The 11851-nt window shown below is 69.2% G+C and carries 10 protein-coding genes and 1 tRNA gene; 8 read left to right on the top strand and 3 right to left on the bottom strand.

Going from position 1 to position 11851, the window contains the following annotated elements; translation table 11 throughout:
- Nucleotides 1-25: 25 nt before the first annotated feature.
- Nucleotides 26-111: transfer RNA gene (locus FF096_RS23605), tRNA-Leu, on the bottom strand.
- Between the two features lie 232 nt (nt 112-343).
- Between FF096_RS23605 and FF096_RS23600 the strand changes: the two genes are divergently transcribed.
- The 8 genes from FF096_RS23600 (at nt 344) to FF096_RS23565 (ending at nt 10120) form a co-directional block, all read left to right on the top strand.
- Nucleotides 344-1153, top strand: coding sequence for a DUF3662 and FHA domain-containing protein (locus FF096_RS23600; protein ID WP_093409193.1), 810 nt, complete (start codon nt 344-346; stop codon nt 1151-1153).
- 6 nt (nt 1154-1159) lie between these two features.
- On the top strand, nt 1160-1648 hold the full coding sequence (locus tag FF096_RS23595) for an FHA domain-containing protein (protein WP_155221757.1): 489 nt from the start codon (nt 1160-1162) through the stop codon (nt 1646-1648).
- Nucleotides 1645-3093: a PP2C family serine/threonine-protein phosphatase gene (locus FF096_RS23590; RefSeq protein WP_155221756.1), complete on the top strand. Its 1449-nt coding sequence runs from the start codon at nt 1645-1647 to the stop codon at nt 3091-3093. The genes FF096_RS23595 and FF096_RS23590 overlap by 4 nt, the downstream gene beginning before the upstream one ends.
- Before the next feature lie 27 nt (nt 3094-3120).
- The gene (locus FF096_RS23585; RefSeq protein WP_375335383.1) at nt 3121-4608 is read left to right on the top strand and encodes an FtsW/RodA/SpoVE family cell cycle protein; all 1488 of its coding nucleotides are present in this window, start codon (nt 3121-3123) and stop codon (nt 4606-4608) included.
- Entirely contained in the window at nt 4605-6110 is a 1506-nt protein-coding gene (locus tag FF096_RS23580) for a penicillin-binding transpeptidase domain-containing protein (RefSeq protein WP_309223837.1), read from the top strand. Before FF096_RS23585 ends, FF096_RS23580 begins: the two co-directional genes overlap by 4 nt.
- Nucleotide 6111: 1 nt before the next feature.
- A complete protein-coding gene (locus FF096_RS23575; protein WP_155221755.1) occupies nt 6112-7497 on the top strand; it encodes a serine/threonine-protein kinase in 1386 nt (461 codons plus the stop codon).
- Entirely contained in the window at nt 7494-9320 is a 1827-nt protein-coding gene (gene pknB, locus FF096_RS23570) for a Stk1 family PASTA domain-containing Ser/Thr kinase (protein ID WP_155221754.1), read from the top strand. The genes FF096_RS23575 and pknB overlap by 4 nt, the downstream gene beginning before the upstream one ends.
- 128 nt (nt 9321-9448) lie before the next feature.
- Nucleotides 9449-10120 carry a DUF2690 domain-containing protein gene (locus tag FF096_RS23565; RefSeq protein WP_155221753.1) on the top strand — a complete coding sequence of 224 codons (672 nt, stop codon included), beginning with the start codon at nt 9449-9451 and terminating at the stop codon, nt 10118-10120.
- An 86-nt stretch (nt 10121-10206) separates the two neighbouring features.
- Here the strand turns inward: FF096_RS23565 and FF096_RS23560 are convergent, their stop codons facing one another.
- Both FF096_RS23560 and FF096_RS23555 read right to left on the bottom strand, forming a co-directional pair.
- Entirely contained in the window at nt 10207-10869 is a 663-nt protein-coding gene (locus tag FF096_RS23560) for a hypothetical protein (protein WP_155221752.1), read from the bottom strand.
- Nucleotides 10870-10881: 12 nt separating this feature from the next.
- Nucleotides 10882-11851: glycoside hydrolase domain-containing protein (locus tag FF096_RS23555; RefSeq protein ID WP_155221751.1), on the bottom strand; the 970-nt coding region annotated here is incomplete at its 5' end.

Below are 11851 nucleotides of genomic sequence, written 5' to 3'. Positions count from 1 at the left end.
CCGCAGCTGCGGAGCCCTCGTCTTGTGGTGGGGAAGGGGGGAGTTGAACCCCCACGTCCTTTCGGACACACGGACCTGAACCGTGCGCGTCTGCCATTCCGCCACTTCCCCGTGGCTGGACCCTGGTTGAACGTGCGTCTGAACCGGGGCTTCGCCGATCACCGGCGGGCCTCGGCCATACTACGTGACCTTGGTCTGTTGCCGCGAATGGCTTTCGCTGCTCACAGCGGTTACCGTTCGTGGCGGACGAAAGAGTAGCACGACAATCAGGGGCCGTCCGAACGGGCCGTGGCCTGCCGGCCGAGCGGCGTGTGAGCTGCGTGCGCTCTGGACGGATACCATCATGTCCTCGGGACCCGAGGAGGAGCCGGTGAGCGTGCTGCAACGCTTCGAGAAGCGTCTGGAAGGCCTGGTCGAAGGAGCTTTCGCCAAGGTCTTCAAAGGGGTGGTGCACCCCGTTGAGATCCTCAACGCCATGCAGCGGGAGGCCGAGGCACACAAGGCCATCCTGGCTGGTGGGCGCACGTTGGTGCCCAACCGCTACGTGATCGATCTCTCCCCGTACGACCACAGCCGGCTGGCGCCGTACGCCGCCGCACTGGCCCAGGAGCTGGCCCAGTCGCAGGCGGAGTTCATCGGCGAGCAGGCCTGGACGGTCTACGGGGATGTGATCGTCGAGATCGAGCGCGGCGAAGGACTGGACACCGGTATGTTCCGGGTCACCGCGGAGGTCTACACCGGTGGCGAGGTGGCCCCGGTCTCCGCCCCCGGCTACGACGCCGGTCCGCCCGGCTACGACGCCGGCCCGCCCGGATATCCGTCGTACGACCAGGGTGGTGGCTACGGTCCGCCTCCGGGTCACGGCGGGGGCCGCAACATCCGGCTGGTCTCCGGCGACGGCCGCACCTATCCGCTCCAGATGGGCTCGACCGTGATCGGTCGGGGCGACCAGGCCAACCTGCGCCTGCCGGACGTCGGCATCTCCCGGCGACACGCCCGGCTGGACTTCGACGGTGGCCAGGTCGTGCTGACCGACCTCGGCTCGACCAACGGCACCATGGTCAACGGCCAGCGGGTCTCCGCCGTGGCGTTGAACCCCGGTGACATGATCCAGCTCGGTACGACCACCCTGACCTTCCGCGTGGACGGCTGATCCGCCTTGCCGGAACTCGTGATCACCGTTGCCCGGTTCGGATTCCTCGTCCTGCTGTGGATCTTCGTGTTCACGGTGGTCGGCGTCATCCGCCGGGACCTCTTCGCGGGGGCCCGGTCGGGTCGACTGGTGGCCGCGCCCCGGATGGTGGGCGCGTCGACCGGTCAGGCGACGGCGAAGCCGGCGAAGGTGAAGCGGGGGCGGGCGGCGCACCAACTGGTGGTGACCGCAGGCCAGTTGGCCGGCACTCGGATCACGTTGGGTGAGGCGCAGATAACGATCGGTCGGGCCGAGGACTCCACCCTCGTCATCACCGACGACTACGCGTCCGCGCGACACGCCCGCCTCGTGCCGCGTGACGGGCAGTGGTTCGTCGAGGACCTCGGTTCGACTAACGGCACGTACCTAGATCGCGCTAAGGTCACCGGACCAACCCCCGTTCCCCTCGGCGTGCCGATCCGCATCGGCCGCACCTCTCTCGAATTACGGCCATGACTCTGACCCTGCGCTATGCGGCCCACAGCGACCGCGGTCTGATCCGAGACGGAAACCAGGATTCCGTCTACGCCGGACCGCGGCTACTCGCCGTTGCCGACGGCATGGGCGGCATGGCCGCCGGTGACGTCGCCAGCAATATCGTCATCGGTGCCATGGCGCCGCTGGACGAGGACGTCCCCGGTGACGCCCTGGTCGACGCGCTCCGCTCCGCCGTGGGCACCGCCAACCAGCAACTCCGCGAAACGGTGGAGGCCAACCCACAGTTGGAGGGGATGGGCACCACGCTGACGGCGACCCTCTTCTCCGGCAGCAAGCTGGGCATGGTCCACATCGGCGACTCGCGGGCCTACCTGCTGCGTGACGGAGAGTTCGCGCAGATCACCAAGGACGACACCTACGTCCAGATGCTCGTCGACGAGGGCCGGATCAGCCCGGAGGAGGCGAGCAGCCACCCGCAGCGTTCGTTGCTGACCCGGGCCCTGGACGGCCGCGACATCGACCCGGAGTACTCGGTCCGCCAGGTGCTGCCCGGCGACCGTTATCTGATCTGCTCCGACGGCCTCTCCGGCGTGGTGAGCGCGGAGACCATCGGCGAGACCATGCGGGAGTACGCCGACCCGCAGCAGTGTGTCGAGCGGCTCGTCCAGCTCGCCCTGCGTGGTGGCGGTCCGGACAACATCACCGTGATCATCGCCGACGCCACCGACCGGGACATCGTCGAGGCGGCGCCGATCGTCGGCGGTGCCGCGGCCCGGGACCGGGGGATGGCCACCTCGGCGGACGTCTCCACCCCGGCGGCTCGTGCCTCGGCGCTCTCTGCGCCCCGGCCACCGACCCCCGAAGAGTCCGCCGCGAACAACGACGACGAGCCCGAGGCGCGTCGCCGTCCGCTGCGTGCCCTGGCGATGACGACCGCCCTGATGGTGCTCGTCGGCGGCGGGGTGTTCGCCGGCTGGAGTTACACCCAGCGTCAGTACTACGTGGGCGCGACGGAGAACGGCCAGGTGGCCGTGTTCCGTGGCATCCAGGGCCAGATCGCCGGAGTGGATCTCTCCCGGGTGCACTCGGAGAGCACCGCGCAACTGGACGACCTCACCCTGGCCGCCCAGGAGCAGGTCAAGCAGGGCATCCCGGCCAAGAGCGAGCCGGACGCGGAACGTCGGCTGGCGGAGCTGACGATGGACAGCCCGACGAACGTCAACCTCAAGCCGATCTGCCCGCCGACTCCGAGCCCCACCCCCTCGGTGGTGGATTCGCCGTCACCGCCACCGAGCGCCCCGGCCGGCTCGCCGAGCCCGGTGGGCAGTACCGCACCGAGTGGCGAGGCCACGGCCTCGCCGCCCGTCGACGCCTCCACCGCCCCGGACAGCACCCCCGACGCGCCGCCCGTCGACACCTTCACGCCCACGGTCGATCCGGCGGCCTGCCGGTCGCCCGAGTAGGCCACCGGCTCCGACCCGAGGACGAACGTGACCGCACCGGCCACCCCGGCTTCCTCGCCCGCGACCGCGGGCGAGCGGCCCGGCGTACGCATGGCCCGGTCCCGGCGCAACGCCGAGCTGTCGCTGCTGCTGTTGGCGATGGCGCTGGTCGCCGCGTACGGGGCGATGGTCGAGGCGAAGGTGCTCGACACGGTCACCCCGGGCTTCTGGGTGCCGGCGGCGACGCTCACCGCCGTGTTCCTCGGCGTGCACCTGGTGATCCGGTTCCTGGCACCCTTCGCCGATCCGGCCCTGCTGCCGGCGGTAGCCCTGCTCAACGGGTTGGGCGTCGGCTTCCTCCGCCGCCTCGACCTCGCCAAGGCGGCTCCCGAGGAGCGAGCGGATCTGGCCATCTTCGCCGGCATCGGCGGCCGACAGCTCGCCTGGACGTTGATCTCGGTGGTCCTCGCCGCCGGGCTGCTGGCGCTGATGCGCGATCACCGGTCGGTCTCCCGGTACGCGTACACGCTGGGCCTGGCGGGCATCGTGCTGGTCATGCTGCCGGCGGTGCTGCCGCCCAGCATCTCCGAGATCAACGGCGCGAAGCTCTGGGTACGCATCGGCAGCTTCTCCATCCAGCCCGGCGAGTTCGCCAAGCTCGCGCTGCTGGTCTTCTTCGCCTACTACCTGGTGCGCAAGCGCGAGGTGCTGTCGTTGGCGAGCCACCGGTTCCTCGGCATCGACTTCCCGCGTGGGCGTGACCTCGGCCCGGTGCTCGTCGTCTGGGCGATCAGCCTGCTGGTCCTCGTCTTCGAGAAGGACCTGGGCACCTCACTGCTCTACTTCGGCATGTTCGTGGCCACGGTCTACATCGCCACCGAGCGGGTCAGTTGGCTGCTGATCGGCCTGGTCCTCTTCTTCGGTGGTGCCTATCTCGCGTACGTCCTCGGCGACGCGGTGGGCGGTCCGTTCGCGAACTTCTACCTGCGGGCGCAGATCTGGCTCGACCCCTTCGCCCAGCCCTACGACGACGGTTACCAACTGGTCCAAGGGCTGCTCGCCCTCGGCTCGGGCGGGCTGTTCGGCGCCGGGCCGGGTGGTGGCCAGCCGCTGTTGTTGCCGGAGGTGCAGAACGACTTCATCTTCGCCGGCATCGGTGAGGAGATCGGCCTCTTCGGCCTCTCCGCGCTGCTGGTGATCTACCTGCTCATCGTCGAGCGGGGTCTGCGGGCCGCCCTGGCGGTTCGGGACTCCTTCGGCAAGCTGCTCGCCGGTGGCCTGGCGTTCACCCTGGCGCTCCAGGTCTTCGTGATCGTCGGCGGGATCAGCAAGCTCATCCCGCTGACCGGCCAGACCACGCCGTTCCTCTCCGCCGGTGGCTCCTCGCTGATGGCGAACTGGCTGCTCATCGCGGTGCTGTTGCGGGTCTCCGATGCCGGCCGTCGCCCGGTCGACGGAGTCGGGGGCAGGGTGACTCGGCCCTCCGGTCCGCCCGAGCAGCTGCACGGTGCCCCCACGGAGGTGATCAAGCCGTGAACGCACCCCTGCGCCGGGTCGGCGTCGTCGTCATCGTCCTGTTCGGGCTGCTCTTCGCGAACCTCAACTGGATCCAGGCGTACAAGGCAGACGAGTACCGCACCAGCGACTACAACGGTCGGGTCCAGGTCGCCAAGTACGACCGCAAGCGCGGCAACATCGAGGCCGGCGGTACCGCCCTGGCGGTCAGCAAGGAGACCGACGGCGAGCTGAAATACCTGCGCACCTACCCGGGCGGCGGCAAGTACGCCCACGTGCTCGGGTACGAGCCGGTCAACGGGTCGGCGACCGGCCTGGAGCGGGCCGAGAACGACTTCCTCGCCGGCACCAGCGACCAGCTCATCGTCAACCGGTTGCGGGACATGGTCACCGGCGACACCACCGCTGGTGGCAACGTGCTGCTGACCCTGTCCAAGCGCGCCCAGGACACCGCGTACGACGAGCTGCGGAACAACAACCGTGGGGCGAGCAAGGGTGCGGCGATCGCCCTCGACCCGGCCACCGGGGCGGTGCAGGCGTTGGTCTCCATCCCCAGCTTCGACCCGAACCCGCTGGCCAGCCACAACACCAACGAGGCCACCTCGGCGTACAACAAGCTCGAAAAGGATCCGGCACGCCCGCTGCGGAACCGGGCGCTCGGCGAGGTGCTGCCACCCGGCTCCACGTTCAAGATCGTGGTGGCTGCGGCAGCGCTGGAGAACGGGATCGGCACGGATACGAACATCCCGGCCGGGCCCAGCTACACCCCGCCCACCTCCGGCGAGGCGATCACCAACGCGGTGCCGTCGATCTGCCCGCAGGCACAGGTCACCCTGATGAAGGCGGTCACCGACTCCTGCAACACGGGGTTCGCCAAGCTCGGCGTGCAACTCGGTGCCGACGTGCTCAAGGAGAAGGCTCGGCAGTTCGGGTTCGAGCAGGAAGACCTGACCGTCGGCCGGCTCGGCGAATCCGGCCTGGGCGTGGCGGCCAGCCGCACCGGCAGCATGGCGAACCCGGACGGCGGCACCGACCCTGCGGCACTGGCCCAGTCCTCCATCGGCCAGCGTGACGTGCGGATGACCCCGTTGCAGGGAGCCATGATCGCTGCGGCGGTGGCCAACGGCGGCAGCCAGATGCGGCCGTACCTGGTGCGTCAGTTGTTGGCGCCGGACCGCACCACCGTCTACGACACCGCCAACCCGCGCGAGCTGCGTCGGCCGGTGAGCGGACAGGTCGCCGCCGACCTGCGGGACATGATGGTCAGCGTGGTGCAGAACGGCACGGGCCGCAGCGCCGGGATCAACGGCTACACCGTCGGCGGCAAGACCGGCACCGCGCAGTCCGCGCCGGACCGCCCCGACCACGGCTGGTTCATCGGATTCGCGATCGACTCCGACGGCAAGCCGGTCTCCGCCGTCTGCGTCGTCCTGGAGGAGGCCGGTAGCGGGGGCAGCGCCGAGGCCGCCCGGATCGCCGGCCAGATCATGCGAGCCGCCATCGCCGACCCCGGGGGGCGCTGACATGCTCAGTCCCGGTGTGCAGCTCGGTAACCGCTACCGCCTCGACGAGCGGATCGCCAGCGGAGGCATGGGCGACGTCTGGCGCGGCACCGACCAGGTTCTCGGGCGTACGGTGGCGGTCAAGAGCCTGCTCCCGGCGCTGCTGGACGAGCCCGGCTTCGCCGAGCGCTTCCGTGGCGAGGCCCGCACCATGGCGACGATCAACCACCCGGGCGTGGTCGACGTCTACGACTTCGGCAACGACCAGCACATCGCGTTCCTGGTGATGGAGTACGTCGAGGGCGATCCCCTCTCGGCCACGCTGAGCCGGGTCGGCCGGCTCACTCCGGCGCGGACCATGGCACTGGTCGCCCAGGCCGCCGACGCGTTGCACGCCGCTCACGTGAAGGGCATCGTGCACCGGGACGTCAAGCCCGGCAACCTGCTGGTCCGTCCCAACGGCACGCTGGTGCTGACCGACTTCGGCATCGCCCGGTCGGAACTGGTCGGGCAGCTCACCGCGGCGGGATCGGTGCTCGGCACCGCGTCCTACATCTCGCCGGAGCAAGCCACCGGGCAGGTAGCCACCCCCGCCTCCGACGTCTACGCGCTCGGCGTGGTGGCCTACCAGTGCCTCGCCGGCCGGCGTCCCTTCGAGGGCGACAACCCGCTCGACATCGCTATGCGGCACGTCCGGGAGATTCCCCGGCCGCTGCCCGCCGACATCCCGCCCCAGGTGCGGGCGGTGGTCGAGCGGGCGTTGGCGAAGGACCCGAAGGATCGTTGGCCGAGTGCCGCCGCGTTGGCCGGTGTGGCGCGGCAGTTGAAGAGCGCGCTGTCCCGGCAGGCCCGAGCCGGTGGTCAGGCCACACCCATCTCAGCCGCGCCCGCCTCGCCGGCACCGGCTCGGGCGCAGGTTCCGCCGCCACAACCCCCACAGCCGCCGCGTCCGGTCGCGGCTCCGCACTCCCCGGCTCCGGTGCATCCGCAGGCCGTGGGGCACCGGCCGCCAGCCCACCCGCAGGCCCGCCCGCCAGCGGCGCCGCATCCCACCACTGTGGCACCGGCCGCCGCCGGCTACCCGCGTGGCGCGGCGACCGTGCCATCCGGGTACGCTCCGCAGCCCACACCGTCACACCCTGTACCCCGACGGTCACGATCCGGCATGGTCTTCCTGGCCATCATGTTGGGCGCACTGGTCCTAATCTGCTCCGGCGTGATTTCCTACCAAATACGGAACAACCTCGGTGCGGGCATGCCGGGCTACGTTTCCGTGCGAACGGTGACGTCCGACGCGCTGCGGCTCGACGGGCGAGACGATCCGGTCGGTACGGCGTACCGTCGACTGGATCAGCCCCGACCGGGCGGCGACAAGACGACGACGAGCGAAGGACGACAGACGCGATGACAGCGCAGGCCCGCCTGCTCGGTGGCAGGTACCAGGTCGGCGAGTTGCTCGGCTATGGCGGCATGGCCGAGGTGCATCGTGGTCGTGACCTGCGGCTCGGGCGGGACGTCGCGATCAAGATGCTGCGGGCCGACCTGGCCCGGGACGCCACCTTCCAGATGCGGTTCCGGCGGGAGGCGCAGAACGCCGCCTCCCTCAACCACCCGGCCATCGTCGCCGTCTACGACACCGGCGAGGAGCAGGCGCCGACCGGCGAGACGCTGCCGTTCATCGTGATGGAGTTCGTGAACGGGCGCACCTTGAAGGAGGTGCTCGGCGCCGAGGGCCGGTTGCAACCCCGGCGGGCCCTGGAGATCTCCGCCGACATCTGCGCCGCGTTGGACTTCAGCCACCGGCACGGCATCATCCACCGCGACATCAAGCCGGGCAACGTGATGCTCACCCAGACCGGCCAAGTCAAGGTGATGGACTTCGGCATCGCCCGGGCGCTGGCCAGCGGTGCCACCACGATGACCCAGACCAGCGCGGTCATCGGCACTGCGCAGTATCTCTCCCCGGAACAGGCGCGCGGCGAGGCGGTCGACGCCCGCTCCGACGTGTACGCCGCCGGCTGTGTGCTCTTCGAGCTGATCTGCGGACATCCGCCGTTCGTCGGCGACAGCCCGGTCAGTGTGGCGTACCAGCACGTGCGGGAGGCTCCGCCGACCCCGAGTGACCTGAACCCGGACGTGAATCCGGCGGTCGACGCGATCGTGCTCAAGGCACTGTCGAAGAACCCGTTGAACCGCTACCAGAGCGCCGGGGAGATGCGGGCGGACCTGCTTCGGGCGGCGGCTGGTCGGCCGGTGATGGCGACCCCGGTGATGCGCGAGGACGAGACCGTGGCGATGGCCGCAGCCGGTCGTCCGGGCTACCCGCCTGCGGGTGCCGCGCAGACCCGGCAGATTCCCGCGCGGGTGGGTGATCCGCGCCAGCGGAAGGCGTCGTCGTGGCTGATCGCCACGTTCGCCGCGCTCGGCGTGCTCGCGGTCATCGCCCTGGTCGCCGCCCTGCTGCTGAACCAACGTGACACCCCGCAGGACGCGGCGGTGCCCACGGTCACCGGGCTGAGCCAGGCTGACGCGTTCGCCCAGATCCAGCAGGCCGGCTTCGTGCCGGCGCGGGGAGAGCCAGAGTTCAGCTCGGACTGCAAGGAGGGGACCGTCACCAGGCAGTCCCCAGCCGCAGGTGAGCGGGTCGCGCCGAACAGCACGGTGACTGTGAACATCTGCGGCGGCAAGCCGGAGGTGACCATTCCGCCGGGCCTGGTCGGCAGCACCCGCGAGAGCGCCGAAACCCAGCTCGAGAACCTCAATCTCAAAGTCGAGATCCAGGAGAAGAACAGCGCGGAGCGCGCGGGCCAGGTGCTCGACGTCTCCCCGCCCTCCGGGGAGAAGGTCGCCGAGGGAACGAAGGTCATCCTCACCATCTCCAAGGGCAACATCGTGCCGGTGCCGTCGGTGGTGGGTTTGCCCGAGGCAGAGGCGAAGCGGACGTTGGAACGCGCCGGCTTCAAGGTCGACCCCGAACTGGGTCCGGAGGTCCCCGCCGACGAGGCCGGACGGGTGGTCGACCAGAGCCCGAACGCCAACACCGAGCGCACCAAGGGCAGCACGGTGAAGATCATCGTGTCAGTGGCGGAGCCGGAGAACCCGGACCCGCCGACCCAGACCCCGCCGACTAGCACGCCGCCGACCACCCCGCCGCCGGATGACGACGACGGTGGCGGCAGTGGCGGAGGTTCAGGCTCGCTGACATCGCCCTTCCGCCTGTCGAGAGAGTGACGGGATGCGGTCTGGCAACGTCGGGACGCACTTAAATATTTAAGTACCTTGACGGAGATTACCCCCTGTGATGATATTGGCCCCGTCGCAAGTCGTGGCGATCGCATCACAGTACGGGGATCCTCTTCATGCATAAACCTGTCCGCGCGTCCCTGCTGCTCACCGCACTGATCCCGCTTCTCCTCGTTGCACCCGGGCAGTCGCTGGCGGCCGGGCCGTCGGACGCGGCGGCCTCTCCTGTCGTTGCGTCAGCCGAACCTGCCATGCCGAAGCGGGAGGAGGCTATCGCCAAGGAGCGTGACGGCCGGGCGGATGTCACGCTGCCCAGCCGCACCATCAAGCACGCCGACGGAAGCGTCGAAACGATCGCAGACCCCGCCGCCGTGCGGGCCCTCCGCTCAACCCTCGCGGTCGCCAGCTCCTGCGGCCCAGCCTGCGACGGCAAGGACCCCGCGTCGTTCCTGGCACCGATGCCGGGAGGCCCGTCCAACTACGTCTACTGCAGCACCGACGCTGTGACCATCTACAGCAAGCACAACGGCTACGAATCGCGAGTCGAGCTGCGGTACAGTCCGACCTGCAGAACGGCGTGGAGCCGCGGCTGCTGCTACACCGCCATCGCTGGCTTCGGGTACTACGCCAACGGGAATCTCCGCCTCTCGGTCTACAACTACGACGGCCGGTTCAACGGCACCAACGTATGGACCGCGATGCTCGACGATGCGGGCTACACCTACAAGGCTTGCTACGACACCCAGATCGGCGGTCCCTCGATCTGGTCCTGCACCAGTCGTTACTAGCCTTCACTCGGCCCACGAGATCAGCAGACAGAATTCCGGGCCCGCCGCGACTCACGCGGCGGGCCCGGATGTCGCTGTGTGCGGCGTCAGCGTGGACGCGGCACCCTCCGCGCCTTGTCACGGCGTGCGGGAGTTGCCGGATCCGCTACCGCCCCTGCCCTCTGATGGGTGACCAGGCTCTGCCCGCTGGAATCCAGTTGCGCGGCAACGCGGGCAAGTTCCTCGCTGCCGGGACGGGCGGCGAGGTGGAAGTGTGACACCTTGGCTGGTCGCAGGTCACCGCCCCAGACGACCGTACCCTCGCAGTCGACCAGGATGTCCCGCACGATCTGCTCATGATGAGGCCAGAGTCCTTCACTACCGCCGGCTGGATACGCGGTCGGATGCAGTGCGATCGCCGTGCCGGACAGGTAGTTGGACTCGTATTCGGCCCCGACCTTCCGGCGGGCGGTGTAGCCGGTGACGCCGCCACCCTCGCCGGTGTCGAGCGGTGCGATCTCGTAGTGCCAGCGGCGGGCGACGTGCAGCAGCACTGCGGCAGCGGGGCCCTGCCGCAGCGCGACTGACGCCAGAGAACCTTCGATCCGGTACGTGGTGATGGCGGTACGGTCGATCCGCCAGCCGTTGGCGGAGACCGCACGGGTCCACTTCGCCGCACCGTTTGCGGCAGCGTGGGCTGGAAGTTGAGGGGCGAGGGCGAGTACGCCGGCACCAGCGGCGGCACCGAGGAGTTGTCTTCTACTGAACATCAGGTTCCCTCACTACTCGCTGACGAGGCGGGACACGCCGGGGTCGGAGTTGTTCCGCCACACGTTGTGATCCAAGCCCCAGCCCGGCTGGAACGTGTACTCCCGAATCTGGTTGAACGACCAGTTCTCCGGCAGCGGGAAGCCGAGGTTGCCGGAGAAGCCCCACGACATGCCGGAGACGAACGACCAGCGGACACCGACCTCGTGCGATATTCGGCTGCACACGTTGCGGGAGCCGTACACCCCGCAGATGTAGCGGTTGCCCAACTCGGCGAGGCCGGCCTTGACACCTTGGAAGTACGGCAGGATGTTGCTGTCGATGTCGACGTCCAGTGCGTCGTAGTCGACCGCGAAGTAGATGCACGTACCGGGAGGGATGCGATACTCGACGGCCTTCTGGTGGGCGATCCTGCCTTGGTCGTAGCCCTTCTCGTAGGTGAAGTTGAAGAGCTGGGTGCCGTTGTACTGGAAGATCGGGTAGAACCGCAGCCCGGCGTCGAGGATGGTCTGCGGCTCGTGGGGCTTGAGCGCCTTCCCGAGGTAGCCGTCATCGCCCGGGCTGAGGTGCTCATCCAGGTAGCGGCCGACGATCCGGTAACCGGCAGCCATGAGTTGGGCGCCGCGGGTAGCGGTGATCTCGGTGATGCAGTCACACCCGGTCGCTGGCCGATCGACGTCTCCGGAGGAGACCAACAACTGGGCCCAGGTGGTGTAGTCGTTGGTGCCGGTGACCGGGATCTGCGAGAACTGCTGAAAAGCGCGTACCCAGGCCAGGTGGGTGGGGGTCGCGGTGTCGGTGTTGATGTCGTCCGGGCGGTACATCAGCGGTGTCTGGGGATCGCCCGGCAACATGGTGGGCGAGTTGAAGTAGCAGGCCGATCGGAACAGATATCTCAGGTTCCCGCTGAGTGCGTGTTTGAGATGAGGTTGGTCAGGTCCGGTTGAAGGTGCGGCGGGCTTGTCGGTGTGCCGGTTGACCACG

Origin of the sequence: Micromonospora sp. CP22 (genome assembly GCF_009712475.1) — a bacterium.
Lineage (GTDB): Bacteria > Actinomycetota > Actinomycetes > Mycobacteriales > Micromonosporaceae > Micromonospora.
This window is presented reverse-complemented; position numbering and strand designations above follow the sequence as displayed.